27 protein-coding genes are annotated in these 20656 nt (G+C 42.3%); 1 reads left to right on the top strand and 26 read right to left on the bottom strand.

Translation table 11 applies throughout. The features are described 5' to 3' along the window. Positions 1–143: 143 nt before the first annotated feature. From OA91_RS13570 to OA91_RS13475, 21 genes are all read right to left on the bottom strand, one after another. Positions 144–884 (bottom strand): hypothetical protein, encoded by a 741-nt coding sequence (locus OA91_RS13570; protein WP_063338864.1) that lies wholly within the window; start codon positions 882–884, stop codon positions 144–146. Further along, entirely contained in the window at positions 869–1555 is a 687-nt protein-coding gene (locus OA91_RS13565) for a hypothetical protein (RefSeq protein WP_063338863.1), read from the bottom strand. Before OA91_RS13565 ends, OA91_RS13570 begins: the two co-directional genes overlap by 16 nt. Then, entirely contained in the window at positions 1545–2093 is a 549-nt protein-coding gene (locus OA91_RS13560; RefSeq protein WP_082827941.1) for a baseplate complex protein, read from the bottom strand. Before OA91_RS13560 ends, OA91_RS13565 begins: the two co-directional genes overlap by 11 nt. Then, the gene (locus tag OA91_RS13555; protein ID WP_063338862.1) at positions 2090–2518 is read right to left on the bottom strand and encodes a hypothetical protein; all 429 of its coding nucleotides are present in this window, start codon (positions 2516–2518) and stop codon (positions 2090–2092) included. The genes OA91_RS13560 and OA91_RS13555 overlap by 4 nt, the downstream gene beginning before the upstream one ends. Further along, positions 2515–3495, bottom strand: a complete 981-nt coding sequence (locus OA91_RS13550) for a hypothetical protein (RefSeq protein WP_063338861.1) — start codon at positions 3493–3495, stop codon at positions 2515–2517. The genes OA91_RS13555 and OA91_RS13550 overlap by 4 nt, the downstream gene beginning before the upstream one ends. A 68-nt stretch (positions 3496–3563) precedes the next feature. Further along, positions 3564–4520: a hypothetical protein gene (locus OA91_RS13545; RefSeq protein WP_063338860.1), complete on the bottom strand. Its 957-nt coding sequence runs from the start codon at positions 4518–4520 to the stop codon at positions 3564–3566. A gap of 208 nt (positions 4521–4728) precedes the next feature. Next, on the bottom strand, positions 4729–5115 hold the full coding sequence (locus tag OA91_RS13540) for a hypothetical protein (protein ID WP_063338859.1): 387 nt from the start codon (positions 5113–5115) through the stop codon (positions 4729–4731). 3 nt (positions 5116–5118) lie between these two features. Further along, a complete protein-coding gene (locus OA91_RS13535; RefSeq protein ID WP_063338858.1) occupies positions 5119–6105 on the bottom strand; it encodes a hypothetical protein in 987 nt (328 codons plus the stop codon). Then, positions 6102–6668, bottom strand: coding sequence for a phage tail-collar fiber domain-containing protein (locus OA91_RS13530; RefSeq protein ID WP_063338857.1), 567 nt, complete (start codon positions 6666–6668; stop codon positions 6102–6104). Before OA91_RS13530 ends, OA91_RS13535 begins: the two co-directional genes overlap by 4 nt. Before the next feature lie 9 nt (positions 6669–6677). After that, positions 6678–7307 (bottom strand): phage tail protein, encoded by a 630-nt coding sequence (locus tag OA91_RS13525; RefSeq protein ID WP_063338856.1) that lies wholly within the window; start codon positions 7305–7307, stop codon positions 6678–6680. Between the two features lie 2 nt (positions 7308–7309). After that, complete coding sequence (locus OA91_RS13520) at positions 7310–8503, bottom strand: baseplate J/gp47 family protein (RefSeq protein ID WP_063338855.1); 1194 nt, start codon at positions 8501–8503, stop codon at positions 7310–7312. After that, entirely contained in the window at positions 8500–8811 is a 312-nt protein-coding gene (locus OA91_RS13515) for a DUF2590 family protein (protein ID WP_063338854.1), read from the bottom strand. The genes OA91_RS13520 and OA91_RS13515 overlap by 4 nt, the downstream gene beginning before the upstream one ends. Continuing rightward, positions 8811–10460, bottom strand: coding sequence for a hypothetical protein (locus OA91_RS13510; RefSeq protein WP_063338853.1), 1650 nt, complete (start codon positions 10458–10460; stop codon positions 8811–8813). The genes OA91_RS13515 and OA91_RS13510 overlap by 1 nt, the downstream gene beginning before the upstream one ends. 13 nt (positions 10461–10473) lie before the next feature. Then, entirely contained in the window at positions 10474–10605 is a 132-nt protein-coding gene (locus tag OA91_RS24725) for a DUF6890 family protein (RefSeq protein WP_269447910.1), read from the bottom strand. Positions 10606–10613: 8 nt separating this feature from the next. Then, positions 10614–10940, bottom strand: a complete 327-nt coding sequence (locus OA91_RS13505; RefSeq protein ID WP_063338852.1) for a putative phage tail assembly chaperone — start codon at positions 10938–10940, stop codon at positions 10614–10616. A 2-nt stretch (positions 10941–10942) separates the two neighbouring features. Then, positions 10943–11125 carry a phage holin gene (locus OA91_RS13500; protein WP_009835684.1) on the bottom strand — a complete coding sequence of 61 codons (183 nt, stop codon included), beginning with the start codon at positions 11123–11125 and terminating at the stop codon, positions 10943–10945. Between the two features lie 10 nt (positions 11126–11135). Continuing rightward, positions 11136–11561, bottom strand: a complete 426-nt coding sequence (locus OA91_RS13495; RefSeq protein ID WP_063338851.1) for a hypothetical protein — start codon at positions 11559–11561, stop codon at positions 11136–11138. Then, positions 11562–11966: an N-acetylmuramoyl-L-alanine amidase gene (locus tag OA91_RS13490; protein WP_063338850.1), complete on the bottom strand. Its 405-nt coding sequence runs from the start codon at positions 11964–11966 to the stop codon at positions 11562–11564. It abuts the gene before it with no gap. Continuing rightward, complete coding sequence (locus OA91_RS13485) at positions 11966–12415, bottom strand: phage protein (RefSeq protein ID WP_046016626.1); 450 nt, start codon at positions 12413–12415, stop codon at positions 11966–11968. Before OA91_RS13485 ends, OA91_RS13490 begins: the two co-directional genes overlap by 1 nt. A 1-nt stretch (position 12416) precedes the next feature. Beyond that, the gene (locus OA91_RS13480) at positions 12417–13526 is read right to left on the bottom strand and encodes a DUF2586 domain-containing protein (protein ID WP_063338849.1); all 1110 of its coding nucleotides are present in this window, start codon (positions 13524–13526) and stop codon (positions 12417–12419) included. Between the two features lie 200 nt (positions 13527–13726). Beyond that, positions 13727–14194, bottom strand: a complete 468-nt coding sequence (locus OA91_RS13475) for a phage tail protein (protein ID WP_063338848.1) — start codon at positions 14192–14194, stop codon at positions 13727–13729. 332 nt (positions 14195–14526) lie between these two features. Here OA91_RS13475 and OA91_RS13470 point away from each other — a divergent pair, with 332 nt between their 5' ends. Continuing rightward, complete coding sequence (locus OA91_RS13470; RefSeq protein ID WP_063338847.1) at positions 14527–16314, top strand: DUF7217 family protein; 1788 nt, start codon at positions 14527–14529, stop codon at positions 16312–16314. Positions 16315–16372: 58 nt separating this feature from the next. Here OA91_RS13470 and OA91_RS13465 read toward each other — a convergent pair whose 3' ends face one another. The 5 genes from OA91_RS13465 to OA91_RS13445 form a co-directional block, all read right to left on the bottom strand. Beyond that, positions 16373–16945 carry a DUF4262 domain-containing protein gene (locus OA91_RS13465; protein ID WP_231870372.1) on the bottom strand — a complete coding sequence of 191 codons (573 nt, stop codon included), beginning with the start codon at positions 16943–16945 and terminating at the stop codon, positions 16373–16375. A gap of 121 nt (positions 16946–17066) precedes the next feature. Beyond that, a complete protein-coding gene (locus tag OA91_RS13460) occupies positions 17067–17894 on the bottom strand; it encodes an alpha/beta hydrolase (RefSeq protein ID WP_063338846.1) in 828 nt (275 codons plus the stop codon). 62 nt (positions 17895–17956) lie between these two features. Beyond that, the gene (locus OA91_RS13455; RefSeq protein ID WP_046016630.1) at positions 17957–18217 is read right to left on the bottom strand and encodes an ogr/Delta-like zinc finger family protein; all 261 of its coding nucleotides are present in this window, start codon (positions 18215–18217) and stop codon (positions 17957–17959) included. Positions 18218–18280: 63 nt separating this feature from the next. Then, entirely contained in the window at positions 18281–20029 is a 1749-nt protein-coding gene (locus OA91_RS13450) for a replication endonuclease (RefSeq protein ID WP_063338845.1), read from the bottom strand. Next, on the bottom strand, positions 20022–20567 hold the full coding sequence (locus OA91_RS13445; protein WP_063338844.1) for a hypothetical protein: 546 nt from the start codon (positions 20565–20567) through the stop codon (positions 20022–20024). The genes OA91_RS13450 and OA91_RS13445 overlap by 8 nt, the downstream gene beginning before the upstream one ends. Positions 20568–20656: the final 89 nt, after the last annotated feature.

The raw sequence follows: 20656 nt of genomic DNA, 5'->3' as shown, positions 1-20656 counted from the left end.
ATCAAAAAATCCAACAACACCTGTATAGCAGTGCTTGTAACGCTTTAAGAATAATTAAACAAAAAGGGGGCTAATCTTGAGAAGAAGGTAAAAAAGAAAAGGCTGGCATAATCAAATACCAGCCGCTTATTACTTAAAAAAGGCTACTTTAGCAATGGCGCGAGTTTACCTGCTTGCTCACTGGCTTGGCTACTCGCTTGGCTGTAACTTGAGGATTGCATCGGCGGGGAAGTAGTCCCTGCACCACCTGGATCACTCCATGAATACGAATGATTATGAGAGCTTGCCACATTCGCAAGATCAGCCACTGTATTCATTAAATCATGCAGCAGACTATAGATATTTGTCGACTCATCTCCCACATGATGCTTAGTCGCAATAATTTCACGTAGTTTGCCAATTTGCTCAGTTAAGTCTTCCTCTATGGTGAGCTTGCTACTTTTGCCTTTCGCTTCCCACTCATTATCTTGATTGACTTGAATATAAGCCTGCTCAGACTGCTGCCACCTTTGATCAGTCTCTGCCATGTTAGGCAACTTCAAACCATGGGGGAAAACAGAACGAACAAAAGGATGAGCGGGGGAGCCATACATAAAGGCAATTTCAACCAAGGTACCAAGACTCGGCTTTGACCAGAAACCTCTCTGTTCTCCACCTGCATTCACAGGTAAAAGCACATCTTCCAGAATCGGCAGCTCAGTATCTTCCTCACCATTTACATCTAAAAGCTGTACTGAAACAGAATAAACAGGAGCTTCTTCTGTCACAACCTCACCTGCCAAAGGGGTTAAAATATCCGTTACTTTCGCCCACATAGGCAAATGCCAACCTGAGGCTAACTCGGGATATTTCTTTTGCATTAGTCGCGTTAAGGCTTTTTCCATGACACCACCATTTTTGCTTCCTGCAATCTCACGCTATAAAGACGATTCCCATTAAGCAGGTAACCCGGCCTTAAACCCGGAATCGCCATTAATTCAGCGCTTTGAGTTGATAACTGTTTATCCAGCACAGCTGTTGGCACCTCTACAGGGGCATCGATCCAATGACTATCAGGCCAAGCACCAATATAAATAAGACCATCTCGCTTTTGCTGCCAAGTAAAATCCTCTATGCCAAATACTTGGGCGATTTTATTTAGCAGATGAAAGCCAGAACCCGTATTAACAAAATAAGGCACAGGGGTAGATGCATAACTGGACTGAGGTAAGCTAAAGCCACAGCCCGTTATCGCTTTCACCTCTGTCAGTAAATCCTTGAGTGTTTTATTACGTAATGCCAAGGGCACACGCATGCTCAACACATTAGACTTTTCTCGACAAAATAGGGTTTGAGACTGATTTGAAGCAGGCGTCGAACGCTCTATATAGCCATAAAAATGACCATGCTCTTGTCCGTTATTAATCCCAAAACTGAAATAGACAGACCCTGTTAAGGTTTTCTCAGACTGCACCACAAAGGATGCACGGCCAGCGGCCATCGCATCCAATGCAACATCATGAGAAACCAGATTCACCCGCTCGCCATTTACCTTGAGTACAAAGTTATATTTCATTCTTTGCCCCCTCATCGGCTAGGGCTGAATCCAAGTACTTAAGCACATTATCCAGCCAATTACTGGTTTCGCCACTCTCAGCTTCAGAGGCAACACTGGTATCCGCTGTCGCCACCTTAGGCTCATTCTGCTTAAGCTTCATGGCTTCCACTTTTTCAGGGATAGAAAGGTGTTCGACTAAGACAAAAGACACAGACCAGGCTTGATCATCATCCAACTCTTGCGCCGACACTTTGTCGCTGAAACGTACTTGTCGAACAGCAAAGGCTCTCGCCGTTTGGTTTTCTATGTTGTAAACCAAACGAGTACCTTTATCTTCATCCAAAGCCGTACTCAAACTAACGATATTGGCAAGCTCAGATGCATCGTCATATTTCACCTTCATCGCCACACGAAGACGCTTAGGTTTAAAGCCCTTCTCAGCCGTAGCCGAAGAAGAACTTTGGCCAGACAAGTCCTCCTCCGGCAAAGCCAACTCACACGTCACCTTCACCCCATAACCAGAGATTTTAGTGTTGTTGAGAATGAGGGTAATCATGGGGACTCATCCACTGACGCCTCAGTAGCCACATTTACCAATACTTCTGGCCAAGGGAGCTCTGCTTGAATATCCATCCGCTCTGTGACGGCTAAATCCATTAAACGAGCATATTCATCACTCTCACCAAGATGCGCTTTAATCTCTGCCTCTTCAAGAAGCGGACGCACTCTAGCGGTATAAGCCGCTTGTCTCGCATCATCAACAGCCTGATAAGCATCTTGGTAGTCATCATCAGCATTCCTAACACGCCAAACACCATTATCCTTAACTAAAGCATCGTTGAAATGACATGACATTACTTGATCGGAAGCATGTTGGCGAGAGACATGCTTAATACCACTAAGATCCACATAAAACTCGGTTAGATCTTTTGAAAACTGCTCACCAGTATGAGAAACAAAAACATCTTTTAATATTTTCATCTTAAATACTCCACTGTTATATTTGCTGAGGCTATTTCAACATAATTCAACGTCATTCCTGCTTCTTTCCAAATTGCTAAACACTCTCCCTTATCACCTCTAAGAAGAAACTCATGAACATTTGATTCATCCAATTCTGTAATATAGTGACTTGTTTGAAACCTCTGCAATCTAGGACTAAAAATAATATGGTTTATTGATATTGTGGTATCACTACCAACATTGTTTGTGTCAAGCCTAATATCACCGCTATTTGACCAAACATTATTATTTGCATTTGAATTCGTTGAATAAAAATAGCCATGCCCACCTTTATCAACTTCTGCGGGAATACTTACCTTTTGAGCTCCAGCACTTGCTTCAAGGTTAGAAAATAATAAGCAGACTCTCCTTAATCTTGGACATAGAGGAACCACAATACTACCATCGCCGCTGAACAACGCCGTTTTTGATAATTGATTGGTATGAATACACCTCATTAAAAACCCGTCAAAGATAAGCGCCAAGTTCATATCATCGTAGTTGGTATCAAATAGACGATCCGATTCGTCAAAGGAATCAGGGTTGTAGCCAATGTCCGACAAATCTTTAAGATAAAAACCATCCGTTAGGTTAAATCTCAGATGGTAGGTTTTCGTATCATTGATAGAAAAGGTTCGCACCGCATAATCAGAAGTATTGATTTCTAACCAGCCATAAAGCCTGATGATTTGATTCGCTTCGATAGTTAATACCGAGCTGTCTAACGTCATCGCTAACCTGTTATCATCCGACATAACTTCAGGGTAGATTGGCAGTTTTTTAACTTGCTCAAAGGTGTCGGTTTTAACATATTGGTTGTGGGCATCTGCTTCAGATAAATGATCTGAAATGGCCTGTTCAGCATCTTGGCGCACGGTTTCAAATGACTCTTTGGCCAATGTCATATCCGCTGTTGCATCACCTAATGCACTAATGGCATCGAGTATTTCACTCATAATAATTCATCCTTGAATTCACCTAGGCTCAAAAGACCTAGGTATATGTAATAGAAACTTATAAAGTTTTATAAGCGGGTTTTACCGTAATAAGCGATAGAGCGAGGTCGATTTTCATTTGCAACAGGAACCACTCTTGATGCATCAAACTCAATACCATCTAAATTATTTTCTGTTACTCCTGAAGTTGGTATCACTGCAGCCCCATACGCTCCAGTTCCAGCTAAAAAAGCACCACTAGCAACCCCCCCACCTTGTTCTACTTGATACAAAACATTTCCAAAGTCACCAATAATATTTCTAATAGCATCCTCTTGATAACTGGCAAAACCACGCTCATCATCAACACCGCGCCCATCGTCAAACATACGGATAAATTCCCCCCCCACTATAGGCAAAGTAAAAGTGGTTGAACCATCTCCTTCGCCCCAAAAGCCACCGTAACTAATCGGATCAGCATCCTTAGTGACTTGATCAATTAAGTTTGAGGTATTTTTAATTTTGGCCCAGGTAATCGAATATTCTTCTCGACTAATTTCAGCACCATTTAATGCAACTTCCCCTATGCTAAGCATATCCGTGGTATCTATGACTAACTTGCCGATATCTGAAATAGCATTTCCTGTTTTTGGGTTCACCTGCTCAATCACATAAAACGCCGTGCCGTCATAACGTACTTTGACCAGTGCACCAGCAAACAACTGATTAGCGGCAGTGACATTGACAATACTTTTTGCCCCTTGGCCATTTACATCAAGTGAGACTAAGGCTGTATCATTGGTTTCAGTAATCAAGAGATAAAGCTCATCCCCAAGAGCTAAATCAGAGACAATCGCCGCTGAGGCCACAGCTAAGGTATTTTTACCCGTAGCTTGGGCATAACGCTCTAGATCACGTAAGGTTTGAATTGAATCATCCAAGGCACCTTGATAACCCTCATAGATGGATTCAAACACTTCTTTTGCTTGTACTAGCTCTTCGGTTGCATCCTTCATAGCCACCAAAGAATCTGTAAAATCACTCATTATTAATTCCTTTTATTATCAGCGCTATATCGCTGATTCAACACAAAACACGCTAAAAGTGTTTCTCTATATCTCTCTAATACTGATAAAAACTCTCTGCATTTACCTAGCTAGACTCACCCTATTTCTATGGATCACTTAATCACTAGGAATCGCTAGAAACCGCTAGGAACAAGCCAGAAAAACAGAAATTTGAAGTATCAAATCGTTATGGCAGTTCAGGCCAATACTCATTTTCTGTCACATCAATATTTATAATATCGGCTCTTTCTAGTAGCGTTTCTCGAGCATTGAGATTTGCAGTAATCCAGTGTTTGCATGCGGCTGCATTTTCATCAGAGTACACCCCAAGGGCTGCATTAAGTTGCCCGACTTGATTCCAATAAAGCTCAATACGACGAGTACATTCAGCATCCACTTCAGCAAGCTTTAACGCCATTAATTCAGTGTCTGTAAACTCAGGAATAAGGGTATTTCCTGCCTCTAGCCAAGCCTTAACTTTGCGACACATAGCATTTTCACTAACATTAGGCACAACCATTTTTTCATTGACCAAATAGCTATCACCCACTTTTTTAACCGTATCAATCTTCATTTTTTAAAGCCTCGCATCTGCCATATAACCACTAATACAACTACCACCACTACTAGAGTTCATATGAAATTTTTCGTTCGAATCAAGATAATTCGGCCATATGGCCACATCAAAACTACTTGCTGGAAACACCGGTGTAATTGACGGTAAAGTACGCATAGGCACTAGATGATAAACATCTGCGTTAAAATTCACGTTGGCGTAATTACGTGTAAAATGATAATTTTTTGATACATAAAAAAAGCGACAACACTTCAGAAGCTCTTCTTGATACGGCGTGACTTCAAATACCGTATTTGAAGCACCAGTCTCTAACTGGGCATTGTAAAGCCCCATTTGCGAGTTAACTGGCTGACCAATCGCAGGTAAAATAGCGACTCTGAGCCCTAGCGCATCACTTGGAACAGTAAAAGTCAGAGATTCAACACCGACTACACTTTTCGTTGGAGTAAACCTTTTAGTAATGAGTGAGTTTGTCACCTCAGATTCGGCATCCCCCTCATTGGAATAAAAAACCTCTAGCACCAAGTCACCATCAAATTGATTATTCACTTCATACTCAGCAGAAAAAGTCAGTTCTTTATTCCTTAGCTGCTGAACAACACCCTCTTCAATCAATTGATGAAGCTGACCAGAACCTTGATCTTGATTAATGCTGATTAAAATACCTTTTGCAGGATCAGCATCTTTTGTACAAACCGCACCAGATAAATTGGCGAACCATTGATCAGCACAATAACCTGTCTCAGTAAATGACTCGCCAGCTTGCCAAACAAGCGGTTTACCATTGATTAATAGATTCTTACGACCATGGGTTGCAAATACTTCAGAATGTACTTGCACTTCTGCTTTTGTAGGCAGCATCTCTTGTTGTACTTGATCAATGGCTGCATCCGCGTCTTGCCTGACTAACTCAAACGACTCTTTCGCTTCCTTCATTTCAGACGCAGCTAGCGTTAAAGCTGCCGTCGCTGTGCTTAGTTCACTCATAGCTTCCCTTCCAAAGTTAATAATCTTTCATGATTTTTAATGGCGCTTGATAAAGCAGATATGGTCGCTGCACTGTTTTGCATTATGCAGGTCTGCATGGCGAGCATTTCGGCTTCGTAATCAAACTGCCAAGATTCCAATGGCAGATCTGCACCCGTAAGCTGTTTAGCATTACTAAAGGGCACAACCAGATTACGGTTAATCACCTGACCTATATCTTTTCGCTTTTTATTCAGTGGGATATAGGAATAGGCTAATAACTCGCCCGAGTCAGTGACTATGCCGTAATAATTGAAGTCATAATCACCCACACTACTGTCTAGTACCAGTGAGTAAGTCACCGCATTGTCATCGTTATAATGGGGGTCTTGAACTGCAACAAAATCATCTATCAAATATTCTGTTGGTATCCCCATGCTCGGGTCTGCTGGTGTGGTTTCATCCACACCAGGTACATTAGCCAAGATAAAGTGGGTGACCACCACAGGTTCTAAACTCGCAGCTTTTTGGGCAATGTAGCGCGCCCCTGCATCTGTTACTGTTCCACTTATTATGTCTGTCATAATTCGTCCTTAAATTACTTTTATCCTATCTTCACTTCGTTCAATAAAGTGCTGAGCGATACTTGCCTTAGCAGGCTCTGTCGTATCAGCAAATACATATTCCGTTCGTCCACTTATTTGCTCTACCCCTCTATCAATACCAAAGCTAAATCCCTCTACGGCGATGGATTCAATAGCATCCACCATCAAAAATTCATAACGGCGACAGGTTCGGCCATATTGGCGAATAATATGGTGAGCAAGCTCTGGATTTTGGGTCAAACTAGAGTCAGCTAGCCAAAGGGTAATAACATCCCAGTCACTTTCACTGTCTCTTTCTATCTGCCCATACAAGGGCACATCAAAGCGTGCTAGAACCTCTTTAAAGCCGCCTTTACTGCCCGCATCTATGGCATTTTTTACCCCGTGTTTTACTCGTTTTCGAAAGAGCTCATCTGGCTCATCAGCAAATCGGTCAATATCATTTTGATACGCCAAAAGCTTAAGCACATACACATGGCAGGTCTCGGCATCTAGCTGGTTAAGTGGTGTTTTTATCCAATCTTCCGTTTTATCCCAAAAGGTCGCAAAAGCATCCGCTAGCTTGTTAATTTCTTTGCCTTCTCGAATCCATACAGGCAACTCAAATTTAGCAACCATCACTAACCCTCTTGTATACTGAGTGATGCCAAACGTGGGATTTCAAGTTCAGCGTTTATGTGGCTTCCAATCACCTCTTCCCCATCAGTAATGGCCTTAAAATCAATACTCTCTATCTCAGGAAAGTTTTGATAAACCTCACTGGCTAACCGAGTAAATGAAAAGCGAGAATAGGGCTGAGTTTGTGTCATCACATAAGCCGAATTTGACCTAAAAGCCGCTTCAATCGCCTGCTCAATACCTGTCAAACTAGCTGTCTTTTCTTCCGCTGTTAATGCCACAGGAAAATAAACAGTGACACCAAGGTCTACCAGTAAATCGGGCACTTTTTTAACCAGTAAATCATCACCATGCCCGTGGTAGCCTTCATCCCTTATCATGCGATTAATAATCTCTAGATAACTGTCAGCTGGGGCATCAAGCTCGAACAAAACATAAGCATCAGCCGCGCCTGGCACCACGCTAGTTCCACCTCTTTTCACACCATGTTCAAACCAAATCATGTCAGTGGAGACACCGGCAAACTTCGCAATCAAATGTCGATATACCCCATCCGTGTGATAATGACTTAAGGAGTTAAAAGCATTACGAATACGCAGGCGATAAGCTTCAATGTCTTCATCATCGTCCCCTACTACTTGAATCCAACCATCAGGATTTGTCACAGTGACGCCTTGGATATCACAGTTCACATATTGACCCGTTTCCAAGTTATAGGCCTTGCCCTCTGCCACAGCACGAACCGGCACACTAATTGAGTTATCCTCTTTACCCAGCACGATTGGATAAGTTGATTCCAGTTCATAGACAATGTCATTCAAGGGCTCGGTACGAATCCGTGTACCAAGCGGAATCTCAATATCCCCTTCTTGATCTGCTCGAGTAAATTGCAGCCGGCCTTCTAGCCGTTGAGCTTTTTTTCGCTCTACCCCATAGTTGTTACCCCACAGGTCAATAAAACCCTCTCCAACTGTCTTTAAGAAAAACTGTGGCATAACACTTTGCACCAGAGCATTCACCAGCCAGATCACAGGTTGAACCGCGATCGCTGAGATCAAGCGCCAAAACGGGCTATAGGCAGAATCATTACTGATTTTAGAGCCAGAATCTGTCACGGTTTGCTTAAATGCCGCCTTAATCTCAGCTTCGGTAATGGGTACACCTTCATCCTTTAATAGGCTTTCAAATTCCTTCATAGGGTTACCTCTATCGCTTCGTTATTTAACGTACGTGCACTACAGTTAAGTGCTTCCCCTATTAGCGCCACCTTGGCCGTCCCTGGGTAAATACGTGTATCGTTTTCCATTTCAATTTCTACCTGAGTGGTGAGAGTGGCCAGTTTTACCTGACTCCTCTCACCTATCATGCTAAAGGCATAACCTTTTTCTCTAAGCATGTGTCTTAGGTCTTGTGCAATACAATCTGCCTCTGCCCTAAGCTCAGGTTCTCCCAATTGGTTTAATACCAAGTCATCATCTATGATGCTTAAATCTATGCTGTCCATTAGCCCACCTGCATTTCCATTTCATGGGCCAATTCATCACCACGCACCCCTTGGCCATAATTATTCACTTCAATTTTTTCCACATGGCTTTGCTTACTGGTACTGGCAAATAAATTACTGAAGGTCTGAAATAAGCCGCCCTGCTCACCATTCTGAGATGCCTCTGCTCCTGGTAAGGTGAGGTTTGCACCTTGCGCCATACCCTGCTCAGCAACTTTTTGTGACAAGCCCTGATTTGCTTTGATATCTGAGCTCGCACCCATACCCGGCAGCCAGCTCAATTTACTTTTAATCCAGTCAGCCGACTCTCCGACAAAAGCAAAAGGGTTCAAACTCGCAAGCCAGTTTTTTAGTTCACTCCAAGCAGCTTTGATGGTTTCAATAAAGGCAAAATCAAAGCTCATGTTAGGCATAAGGGATAGCTCACCCAGCCAGACTTGAAACTCTCCCCACCACTGGGGAATTTGCTCAAATGTTCCTATCAATAAATCGACTGTTTCAATCACAGCATAGAGAGGAAAGAAGGCTAATTTGAGCCACTCATTGTCAGCGAACAAGCCCTTGATAAAGCTAAAGCCCTGGCTTAACGAAGAGAAGACCCAATCCGTAAAGCGGCCTATAGCGGCACTCACCTCATCCCAGTAAACCACCATGGCGACAAGGGCACCGATCAAGGCCGTGATACCCACCACAATCCAAGTAATCGGATTTGCCAATAAAGCCGCAGTAAAACTCCAAATCGCCGGCAAGCTTGTGAGTACACCGGCTTTTAAAGAGGTAAATATCCCCATCAATAAAGGCCCTGTTGCTACCATGGCTTTCATTGCGCCATTCAATATCCAAACTGCCGCTGCCTGTAATTTGAGCAGAGGCGTAATAACCAAATTCTTTACTAACCAATTTTGCGACAGCGTTATGGCATGGCTTTTGGCCAAGTTCAGCATTTCCTGAGCGACACCCACCATATTGATCACTTCCATCATGGACCCTAAAGCTTGTTCTGCCGTATTAACCGCATTTGCAAGATTTGGATACTTCTCAGTCCAGTTATCTAGGCTTTTCCCCATGGCTTTTACCTCATCAATATAAGGACCTAACATGGGTGAGAGCTGCGACATTAGGTTGCCAGAAAGCGCCTGAACCTTGGTATTCAATTCAGGCCAAAGCGCTAGTTGCTCATTCAAACCTTGTTTCAATGTGGCAAAAGAATCCGTGTAGGCAGAGATATTGGCATCCCCAAACACACGCCCCATGATGTTGTCGCCACTTAAGGTTTTTAAACTGGCAACTTGCCCCTTCACTTTCCCTAATGAGTCGTGCAAAAGCTGCAACCTAGAAACCGGCTCCGCCACATCCATAACAACCTCTTCTGCTGGGCTATTGGCCACAGCAGCTAGATTCGCATTTGCTCCCACCCCTTGGGTTGGGTTTAGAGGCATATTGCCTGCTGAAGCAATATTGATGTCTGCGACAGCTTGGGTAACCTTTGGCAAACTTGCCTGTAAACTTGAAACGGCCTTTAATGGCGCTTCAAAAGCACTCTTCATAACATTTGCCAGCTTTTGAACACTGTTTTGCATCCCATCAAAAGCATTCGTAAACTGATTTAGCTTGCCAAGGCTCAGCTGTAATTTTTCCAGTGTTTCCATTTTTTGCCCCTAGCTACTTCCCTGCAAAGGCCTTGGCAATACCATTGGCAATGGCTGCCGTTTCCCTGTTTATTTCTCTTTCTTCTAACCAAAGCGCCCGTCCTAGGCTTTCCGGTTCATCATCTTCATGAGGAAGCCAGCGCATTCTCAAGGTTACGAGTTGCTCGAAGCCATTTTTGTCGATGCTGTCCCGGAACGCCTGCGCAGCTTTACCACCGTAGGCAGATCACTGGAGAATTCGTCGGTTAGAATGCCCATCACATCCATGACCAATTTAGCTTTTGGCTGTGAATCTTCATTCACCATCAAGGCTTTCAAGCTTGCATGCTGCTCACTTTTAACCGTTGACGACAAAAGGTTGTATGCAGGTAAGACTGTTTGGCCTTTGGCCATGGCATCAACAAACTTGTTGTACTCTTTGTCTGTTACCTTAAATTCAAAATCTGTATCACCTATGGTGATCTCAATGAGTTGTGCCATTGTTACTCTCCTTGTACTTGTTTCTGAGCCAGTTTTAAGTGCTCTCGTTTAAACCAAAAATTGGTTAAAAATGTTGCGATACCAATGATCAAGCCACCCATGGCAACCCATTCATTCATTGAAAAACCTGCAAGCGTCGTAGTTATCGACGCCCCATATGCGGTGGCTACTGTGGATTTCTCCATGTGTGCCTCCCTATTTCCTTAACAATCCCATGCCCTTAATACTGACAGCCGCCAGTACGACTATTTTTAATAACTCACCTAGCTCAACCCCTAAGGACTTCAAGCTTTCTAAACCCAGATTGACTGCATCTAGATAGCGCATGTCCCCGCTATAACCACTGGCCATAGCAGCAAGAAAAAGCAGCACAAAAGGCGAAGTAATAATCAAAGTCACGTATTCATCTTTCCAAGAAGCAGACTCTTGCTGCTTGGCCAACGCTTCCCATTCGGCTTCCTTTAAGTCCAAATCAAAACGCTTTTCTTGGCCCACCAGCTTAAGTTTGGCTTGTGCAGATTCTGCCGCTGCTTTCCTTGTCTGCTTTGCCTGATAAGCCTTAGAAATGGGTGCCGCTAAGGCACCCAAAAGACTTTGTAGGCCACTGATTAATCCCAGCATTTAATCTATCCCTTTTTGTTCAACACCTGACCACCAGGTTTTGACATCAAAATTTGGACAGGTTTTATGAGAGTTCAGATCCCTATGTCCCACCACATTTGCCTTGGGATAATCCAACTTAAGCGACAGTAAAAGCCCCTCTAGCGCTCTCATCTGTGCGTTAGTAAATTCATCCCTTCCAATAAGACAGACACCTAAAGACTTAGCATTAAAAGGGTCAGCATGAGCACCTTGCCAATACCTTGGTCGGCCCCATTGCACCTCGCCTTTTAAGGTGATTACTGCGTGATAACCTATGCCGTCCCAACCCTGTTCTAAATGCCATCTATGGATGTCTTGAGCGTGAGTTTCTCGGCCGTTAGGTGTATCTGAGCAGTGCACCACTAGGTAATCTATTTGCTCCATTAGCCTAGGGTCTCAATGAAACTTTTATCCAAATAAGGCACGCCATTGATTTCGATAAAACGGCTATCAGTCACATCATAAGCAATGGTATGCTCCAGCTTGTCACCACCTTCACCACTGGCATCTAGCACCTTGCTCAGGCGCAACTTGCAACCATAAGCCGCCGTTTTAAATTCTTGATCTAGGGTTTTACCCAAACCGACAATGTCGAACACGCCAAGTTGCTGCCATGAGCCTGCCGTTCTAGCCGCTTCCACCAGCTTGTTATAACTTTGAGTATCCAATGTGATTTCACCACTGGCAGAGACAGCACCACGAACAAAGCCATCAGGCACACCGCGAGTCGTAGTTGGCTTAATGCCGTCTTCCACATTTAGGGTGTATTGCTTAACGTTAATAATCTGAGTACCAATGGAAATATTGATATCTGATCCCGAAATATGTTGCATGCTAAACCTCGCTAGTTAGATTAAGGGCGATATAAGCTTGAATCGCTTTAGGGCAGTTGTAAGGGCGAACTAAAAGTGCGATTTGCACCTTGGTTCGTGATGCCCAACTAATTGTGATATCCCCATCTAGAGGTGGTTTCACTTCACCTGGCTTATAAATGCCATTGGAGGTTAAGCTTTTGCTCATATCTATGATCGGGCGCATGAAGTAAGTTTCATGGGCGGCAATCGACAAAGGAGTGCTGTTTAGCTCACGGTTACCGACTTTTTTAATGCCCAGAATACGCACCTGACGCTTGGCCTTATTCACGACACGCAGGTTTTCAATCACAGCATAATCACTGGCCTCTGGCGCAAGTGTCATACCGTCACTGCAATAGATACCATCATAATCAGGATAAACTTGCGGCACTGTCCCTCTGGCATCATTCAGCGCTTTGGCATGAGCCATATTAAAAACCGTACCATCCACATCAGAAGGAAGTGTTGATAAGCCAACAATGGCACCGGTTTGAGTACGCATGGGTGTATCAGCAATAGTCACAGCCTCATTACATAGACGGCCACAGACAGTCCCCATCCAACCCGCAAACACTTCTGGAATCAGCATAATGCCAGTTGACGCCACACCATCTTGCAAAGTATCAAAAGCACTAATGAAAGCATCCCATTTGTCTGAAGCCGCTGGTGCTGCTGTCGCTGCCACAAAGAAAAGAGAACGACCATAGTTGTTTTCAGTTTCTGCAATCGCAGTCGCAATAAGATCTAGCTCACTTTGAGCCGTAATCGCATCAGCCACCACAACGGCTTCACATACAATGTTTTGCCCCATGGCAATATCAAATGCTGTTTGCCATTCACCTTCATTGGTTCTTGGCATCACAACGGCGGTCCAATTTGCTGAGGCATTTGCCTTAGCGGCCGCTAAGCTTGTTTTTAAGCCACTTGCCGATGCGCCCAAAAGCACATCTAAATCTGAGCTTTGATCTAGATACAGAATGCTATCTAGATTCGCGCTTGCCTTACCAATAAATAAGAACTGACGCTCTGGAGAGGAAAAGTCTCCCTGCCCTGAATCTACGTCACTTACGCTAACTTGTCCTAAAGCCATTTTAACTTCCTGTTTTGTTTAACTTTTTAGTCATAACGCTAGGGCTACTCCAGCCCTAGCGCTGACGTTTTAGAAATGTCAGGCCATCATCCTTGGGCCCTTTCATTTCTCCTTCTATCCACATTGCCTTTGTCTATTTATCCTTAAATAAGCAGATAACATTCTGGATATTGGTCTTCCTGACCTAACCTCTTATTCCTTTAATTTGCTAAGTTCACTAGATTCCCTGTTACCTCAGCACTCAAAGCCCAATCTATTTCTGCGCTACCCAAGACCCAAGTTTGATCAGCAAACTCAATCTCACCACCAAGACTTGAAGAGATATAAACTGGCTCTTCAAACCCTAAACTCACTTCTAAATTAGCGGTTTGAGCATCTTGCAGATCGACTGAGATACTTGGGTAAGCGTCTTCCAATTCTTCCCTGTCATCATTGTCTGCCAGCCAGGTCATCAGATGAGCATTAAAGCTAGCAATCTCTTGCACCTGATAAGGGAAGCCAATTAGGTTAATGACTGCGCGGTAGCTCAGGTTATGCAGCAAGACTTGATTCCCTTCATCCACACCTTTTGGCTTTAGCACCATACTTTGCACTTGTGCACTGATAGCGCCTGCCGATAAGTTTGATTTTGCAATCAAGTAACTTTTTAGTGCTTCAAGCTTTTCCATAAACTCGCTTCTCTTTTACTGCTTTATAGATTGGGCTTTTGCCCTCTTACTCCTAAGAGTGATCGACGAGAAGATCCTTGCTTCCCTGGGCCATCCTATTGGCCCCTTAAGACATCCTTGCCTTGTCGATAGATGCAGAATAAGCCAGCCAGAGACTGGCTTCCAGCGACTAAAATCCACTAAATTGCGATTTTTCAGGTATCACAAAACACTGTCCTAAAAAGCGTTATTTATACGTTTTTTGATAGGTAATATGCCCTTGTCAGCGCATAAAGCATGGCTAAATAAGTAACCTTGCAGCTGGCAACACATTCATAAAAAAGGAAAAAGACATGGGTCTTAATTTTAATAAGGATATTTTTAACGCCTTTGAACAAGGGGCTAATTTTAAAAGCAGTACCACCGCGATTAGTGCCAAAGTAAAAGAAAAGGCAGCACAAGTAGAAACAAAAATACAAACTACTTTAGCGAAAATATCAGACGAACTTACCCCAAATTTGAGTGCCAGTTATACCGACGATTTATTAATAGCCCAAGCAAGTTTATTAGGCTATCAAGATGGCGTACTAAGTTTACAACTGCATATTGAATCTCGTATCAGTGGTTTTTTAGAGGATATGCAAGTTGCAGCAGCGATTAAAGAAGTCGACTCTTATCTCACTGAACTGCCAACATCCTGCACTAACATTAATAGCCTTGCAGGCACCTTAGCAGGGGTTGCAGATTCAAACTTAAATGCTACTTATGATCTTATGATTAATTTCGAACAAGGCTTAGATTTTTTAGAGCAAAATATAGATAGCCTTGAAGCCGAACTAACTCATCTAGAAGATGGCCTTAATAACGAAGTTAATGAACTGAAAACTGACCTTAAAACACTGGAAACCGAGTTAAGCCGACTTGAAAAAGAGATTGAAGATGTTGAGAAGACACTCGATACCGTTAAGAATGATTTAATTCAGTTCGAGAAAACGGTAGAAGAAAGTTTAACTAGCTATCAGGAAAACCAGGTAAAAAGCTTAGAAGATTTCCAAACGCAAGTCGAAAAAAGTAAGGATGAATATTTAGAAAATCTAGATAGCCGTTTAGACAAATATCAAGATGAAGTGAATGCATATGAAGCCAGCATTGCCGTTAGCACAGCCAAATATGAAGAAGAACTCGATTTAAGTCTAGCAAGCTATAAAGCGAGTCTAGATGAGTATCAAGAAAACCTTATGGAAAACATAAGCAGTACAGAAACTCAGCTACTAGCCTATCAAACGAGCCTGACAACTAAGCTTAATGACTATGAAACTAAGCTTACTGAAATTAAAAACCTTATCTTGCTTCCTATTACTGATGATCTCACACAGTTTGCCACTGCCTTTAGTAGCCAATTAAAAAGTTTAGAAAGCGTATTAGATGAACAAGTGGTTTATCTTACAAACACAGTCAGCACTGAAGTAAACAATTTAAGTCAAATGTATTTAGCCCACAAACAAATGGCAACCTCCTTTAGTTTGCAAAGCTTAATTAAGGACGAATGTGTGGGTTCGCTTATCAGTCAATTTGCCGATGACAAACTTAAGTTTGCCATAGAGCGCAATGTCGAAAACTTACTAGGAGATGATCTTGTTCAAGTTCTTGAAGAGGGCATAGATACAGAAGATGTCATCAATGACTACGAAGCAGAAAAAGACGCCATTCAGGAAGATATTAATCATGCCTTTGAAGAGGTGGAATCAGACATAGATGACTTTATTTCTGAATACGATGAGCTAATCGACCAAGTTAAATATCAAGCAACAAATTTTTCAAATCAATCTGAAAATGCTATTCATGACTTAAGTAATCAGCTAGAGGGACAAGTAAATAGTTTATCAACAACAATTGATAGCTTATTAAAAAGCCTATCAAATGATTTAAGCAACAAGCTTGTACTTATAACAAGTATTGAGAACACTGCGATTAGTTTTGAGCAGGAAACGAAAGCGGCTATGACAGGATTTGAAAGAGATATTAATACCGCCATAACAGAGCTTAATCAGGCCTTAGAAGCGTTAGCTCAAGAAATTGGGTCAAATACTGGCCTATTAGAAACTAACTTAGAAGATGCGGTTAATACGCTAGATAATTAGGTAGAAAGATAATCAGAAGCCATAGGATTAGTCTTAATACAGACTAATCCTAACTTAATTAGGGTTTGTTTGGCCCAAAACTTAATAGAGGCTGAGTTTGTTTAAAACTCGTATCAAATTCTGTATCCCATGGAAAGTTGCCCTCTCGGTCAGGCCACACCATTTGCAAGACAGGGTAAGGTTTTGGTAAGTCACCATAATACCAGTTTGCGTAGCCTAGATAGTTCCGATAGAAATCTAATTCAACAGGAATAAAAGCAACAGCAAGACCTTCAGTAAAGTCATCATATTTTTTATAAGGCTCAAGCCTTTCTTTTGCACCGACAATTTTAACAACCGCAATATTTAATAACTGATTTGCGACTTCGGCAGGCAAGCCAACTAGAATTAACTCAGGGTGATTATGTTGTTGAAAATGACCAATGCTAAATGAGAAAGCAGCTTGATTATCCTCTTGCCCTATATGCAGGTTGTACCAACCCACTTTTTTAATTTGCTCTAATATCAGACTATCTTGCTGTGTTTCAGCAGGTGGAACAACAAAACCTGTTGGCATGCTCTCCATGAATATGGCTGCTTTCAAGTCACTTTCCTTTGACACCTTTTCCTGAGATATATGTTCCTGAGACATAGCTTCTTTCCCTTGTATTTGTAGCGAAGTACAAAGCAGTAAAATAAATAAAACCCACTTCAAAATATCAACATCCTTTTTGCAATCCATCTTCAAAAAACACTGAGTGAATAACTTAGGATCAAACCAACAAAGTGAATATTTTCTCCATTAAGGTATTCTCTTTATGACTTAATAAGCGCGATACTGTGTAGTGATTTTTGCCCTCTAAAAATAAACAGTCCAAACGACAATTCTCTTTTTTTAGCTTCTCACTATAAACCTGGGTTTGTCGAATGAACTCGTTCGTTTCATCATTTCCCACTGCCATAATGATGTGAGGAACAAAGTTAAATACACCTGTTTCCAAAATAGGGCTTAATTCAGCCACCTCCTGATCACTCAGGTTTAACACTTTATTTAAAAAGGACTGCTGCATCTGTTTAAGGTCATAAAGCCCACTTAGCATAACAGCCCCCTTGATACTCTGTTTTATTTCTTGAGGCCAATCATGAGCAAGGATTTTAGCGGTTAAAAAACCACCCACAGAATGACCACCAACAACAAGGTGTTCAGGGTTTCCTTGCCACTTATGTATATTCTTATGCACCCAAGCAAAGGCTTTTACGTTTTGATCAACTATTTCTTTAACCGTCACTTTTGGCGCTAAGTCATAATTAACCAATACCAAGGTACAACCAGCTTTCACAAAAGCTTGTGCCAAATAACTATATTGAGCTTTGTCTAACGCCCTAAAGTAACCGCCGTGAATAAAAATAAACACAGGAGCATTCTCCTTCGCCGCAGGAAAGATATCCAGTTTTTCACCAGGGCTTGGTCCATAGCTCACATCTAAGCTTGCACGATAACTTAACCGAGTAAGCCTACTTTGCACTTCGTTAGCAAGCATATGCAACATGCCAGTTGGATGCCGCCTTCGTAAATTAAACGCTTTATCAAAGTTTGCCATTAAATCTAGTTCTCATGCTTATTCAATAAACTTAACCGATTCACATCAAATTAAATGAGAGTTTAACACCTCCCCTCTTCCAGCTTAAGCTGTTGCTCTTTCTTTAGTATCTCCTTGGCCATAGCCACAATATCTTGTTGCGGTGGGTTCAGGTAATGGGAGAATGAGGCCGAGACCACAAAGGTACAACCACAGGTTTCTATATTCAAACAGCGGCAATACAGCTCCTTCATAAAAACCTGGTCAATATCTTTTGCGATATTATTACTGTTAGAAATGACAGCCTTAGACTGACAGTTAGGACACTCAATACGAAATGCCATGGAAGACTCCTTACTTTGTTTAAATGAGTTTGCTTAAATTAAAAAATGAGATTTGTGCCAAAATTAAAATGCTTGATTAGTGATGTGAGTATTCATGAGTAATCGGCTTGGCGTACAGTTATTGACACTAGTCCAAGTAAGTTCAGAGACTGTTTCTTCGATAGCCTCCAGATGTTTACGCTGTACTCGCCATTCATAAAGACGCGTAATAACAACCTCTATGCCATTTGCTACCCCTTTAATGCTTTTCACCATTTCCCCATACTGATTTTCTTCTGGTTCACTATAGTGGGTAACTAGCGTTTGTTTACGCCCCGCAAAAGCTCCGCCCATAAGTTTGATAAAAGCAGCATAATCCGCTCGATTTGCCGCATGATAAATGGCCGCAAATGCACGAGGAGCAGCCTTAATCTGTAGTCGCCTTAATTCACGCCATACAGTGACAGAAGCACCACCGATAAATTGAAATTGTTTGATTCGATTTAATCTTGCCCAAGCCACAATACGCTTAGCAGCATCCACCCCAGAACGACCTGTTTCATGGTCTGTATCAAGGTGTTTACCATGGAGGTTTTTTGAAATGTGTTTTGTGATATAAGCGGTCGCCGTTCCCTTTTCAGGCACTATTTTAAGCACTTTAAATCGGTATTTTTCAGCGCCCGCTTCTTGGCCATCTTCCGCTAGCGCGTAACGTTTAAATGCCGCTAAAAAGTGATCAGATTGCGCTTTATCTAGGTACACAATTAGATGCCAGTGAGGTGTACCATCATGATGAGGCTCCACCGTTCTAACACCATAAAATGCAATACCGTGACGATGACACCAGGCCCTAAAGCATTGCCACACATGATTTAGATAAGCATGAGCCTCTTGCACGGTTGGACTCTTTGCCAATCGATATTTATGGTTACGCCTACCTTGCGAAATAGGATGATATTTTGAAGGACAAGTCAGGGTAATAAACCAAGCATCATGATCCTGTTCTTTCGCGACCTCTTCCAAGCCACGGCTTCGGACCATAAGCTCAGCAAAACGCTTGTCAGGGCTAGCCACACCTAATTCAGCAAGTTGTGCCAAACTATAAGCTTGACCTTGATCATTTATGGCTTCCCAGCCTTCTAGAAAAGCCATTTGATTCGCTTGCTTTTGCTGTTCTTTTTTAAGAGACCAGTGGGATACATAAGGTGAAGCATATTTGTGAACCTGACCACACTCTCTTAATACCTGCTCAACCTTGATCCATTGCCTTCTCGCTTGTCTCACCCACCATTTAGCGGTAATCATGCGAGCAGCAAGGCCTGCAACCTTGTCATTATCTTGCCAGTTGTGAAAATCAACGTCAGCTTGTCGCAAATGAAGCTCTATATAAGCTTTCACCGCTTCAGCATTGGATTGAGTACCTATTTTTACCAATTCGACTTCAAAGCCATGACTTTTTTGCCAAGCCCAAGCCGCTAACGTCTCGCCACTTAAATCGGTAATTAAGGTGTCACAATATTGCAAACGCTGAACTACACTTTTCAACCAAGCATAGGCACTTTCTTCATCAAGGTAGTGCGCTAGACGGTTCGCTTCTTTAGCAACCACTGGCCTAAGCGTAGAAAGCTTAGCTAACAGCTGATAGCGACCTATCACCTTTCTTAGCCAAGTATTAGCAGCAATATAGCCGAAAATCTGATCTTTCTCTGATAGCCTAGCGCCAAGTAATCTTGCGTCATCTGGATGCAGCGAACTTAACAAAGAGTGACGCCACTTAAAACATTCATTTGTCGCGTTTGATTTGGATGGAGTTAAAGATATTTGCTTAGGCATATTCAACACCTGCTAATGTCTCAATTGCTAAACAACTAGATTGATAAGCGCTGTGTCCATAAAAAAGACCTGCAACCTGATCTAATAGATCCAGCTTTTGAGATAAGGCAATGGTGACCTGACTATTCATCCAAGACCAGGTTAAGCGTCTTCCCACAACATCTGCCATAGAACCTTTATCTATTAACAAAAATCGATTTAAGCGACATTCCACAGCGGCTTTCACCATTTCACTCAGCATCTGCACTTCGTAGACACATAGAGGGACATCTCGCTGACGACCAATATCAAATTCATAGCCATCTCTTCTGATTGCATCAGTTTTAAAGCAAGGCTGAAGCCTAATTTTTTCTAAGGTGACTAAAGGGTCCCATACGGTTAAAAAATGAAATCCAACCAAATTGCCACGATCAATCTCATGACAGGCATACATCTTCATCCAATGCCCTGCTATTTCCTTCAAAAGATTCCTTTCACTTGTCGTAAAAGAAAATAAGAGTGTTTTTGGATAGTTAACGTGAAGAGCGTGAGCTGTCATCTTCCTTCCTCCAGCAGCAGGCTTCTGCCATACCTTTATTGCATTTGATCGAACTATGTGAACTTAAGGTCACCTATCAATTCATATTA

Origin of the sequence: Marinomonas sp. SBI8L, assembly GCF_001624705.1 — a bacterium.
Classification (GTDB): Bacteria; Pseudomonadota; Gammaproteobacteria; order Pseudomonadales; family Marinomonadaceae; genus Marinomonas.
This window is presented reverse-complemented; position numbering and strand designations above follow the sequence as displayed.

Coding starts and splice junctions, on each gene's coding strand:
- OA91_RS13560 (WP_082827941.1), bottom strand. CDS start 2,093: ATGATTACCCTCATTCTCAACAACACTAAAATCTCTGGTTATGGGGTG.
- OA91_RS13460 (WP_063338846.1), bottom strand. CDS start 17,894: ATGGCAAACTTTGATAAAGCGTTTAATTTACGAAGGCGGCATCCAACT.
- OA91_RS13480 (WP_063338849.1), bottom strand. CDS start 13,526: ATGGCTTTAGGACAAGTTAGCGTAAGTGACGTAGATTCAGGGCAGGGA.
- OA91_RS13470 (WP_063338847.1), top strand. CDS start 14,527: ATGGGTCTTAATTTTAATAAGGATATTTTTAACGCCTTTGAACAAGGG.
- OA91_RS13510 (WP_063338853.1), bottom strand. CDS start 10,460: ATGGAAACACTGGAAAAATTACAGCTGAGCCTTGGCAAGCTAAATCAG.
- OA91_RS13525 (WP_063338856.1), bottom strand. CDS start 7,307: ATGGTTGCTAAATTTGAGTTGCCTGTATGGATTCGAGAAGGCAAAGAA.
- OA91_RS13490 (WP_063338850.1), bottom strand. CDS start 11,966: ATGGAGCAAATAGATTACCTAGTGGTGCACTGCTCAGATACACCTAAC.
- OA91_RS13530 (WP_063338857.1), bottom strand. CDS start 6,668: ATGACAGACATAATAAGTGGAACAGTAACAGATGCAGGGGCGCGCTAC.
- OA91_RS13515 (WP_063338854.1), bottom strand. CDS start 8,811: ATGGACAGCATAGATTTAAGCATCATAGATGATGACTTGGTATTAAAC.
- OA91_RS13445 (WP_063338844.1), bottom strand. CDS start 20,567: ATGACAGCTCACGCTCTTCACGTTAACTATCCAAAAACACTCTTATTT.
- OA91_RS13520 (WP_063338855.1), bottom strand. CDS start 8,503: ATGAAGGAATTTGAAAGCCTATTAAAGGATGAAGGTGTACCCATTACC.
- OA91_RS13570 (WP_063338864.1), bottom strand. CDS start 884: ATGGAAAAAGCCTTAACGCGACTAATGCAAAAGAAATATCCCGAGTTA.
- OA91_RS13475 (WP_063338848.1), bottom strand. CDS start 14,194: ATGGAAAAGCTTGAAGCACTAAAAAGTTACTTGATTGCAAAATCAAAC.
- OA91_RS24725 (WP_269447910.1), bottom strand. CDS start 10,605: ATGCGCTGGCTTCCTCATGAAGATGATGAACCGGAAAGCCTAGGACGG.
- OA91_RS13465 (WP_231870372.1), bottom strand. CDS start 16,945: ATGTCTCAGGAACATATATCTCAGGAAAAGGTGTCAAAGGAAAGTGAC.
- OA91_RS13485 (WP_046016626.1), bottom strand. CDS start 12,415: ATGCAACATATTTCGGGATCAGATATCAATATTTCCATTGGTACTCAG.
- OA91_RS13450 (WP_063338845.1), bottom strand. CDS start 20,029: ATGCCTAAGCAAATATCTTTAACTCCATCCAAATCAAACGCGACAAAT.
- OA91_RS13455 (WP_046016630.1), bottom strand. CDS start 18,217: ATGGCATTTCGTATTGAGTGTCCTAACTGTCAGTCTAAGGCTGTCATT.
- OA91_RS13540 (WP_063338859.1), bottom strand. CDS start 5,115: ATGAAGATTGATACGGTTAAAAAAGTGGGTGATAGCTATTTGGTCAAT.
- OA91_RS13505 (WP_063338852.1), bottom strand. CDS start 10,940: ATGGCACAACTCATTGAGATCACCATAGGTGATACAGATTTTGAATTT.
- OA91_RS13565 (WP_063338863.1), bottom strand. CDS start 1,555: ATGAAATATAACTTTGTACTCAAGGTAAATGGCGAGCGGGTGAATCTG.
- OA91_RS13495 (WP_063338851.1), bottom strand. CDS start 11,561: ATGCTGGGATTAATCAGTGGCCTACAAAGTCTTTTGGGTGCCTTAGCG.
- OA91_RS13555 (WP_063338862.1), bottom strand. CDS start 2,518: ATGAAAATATTAAAAGATGTTTTTGTTTCTCATACTGGTGAGCAGTTT.
- OA91_RS13545 (WP_063338860.1), bottom strand. CDS start 4,520: ATGAGTGATTTTACAGATTCTTTGGTGGCTATGAAGGATGCAACCGAA.
- OA91_RS13550 (WP_063338861.1), bottom strand. CDS start 3,495: ATGAGTGAAATACTCGATGCCATTAGTGCATTAGGTGATGCAACAGCG.
- OA91_RS13500 (WP_009835684.1), bottom strand. CDS start 11,125: ATGGAGAAATCCACAGTAGCCACCGCATATGGGGCGTCGATAACTACG.
- OA91_RS13535 (WP_063338858.1), bottom strand. CDS start 6,105: ATGAGTGAACTAAGCACAGCGACGGCAGCTTTAACGCTAGCTGCGTCT.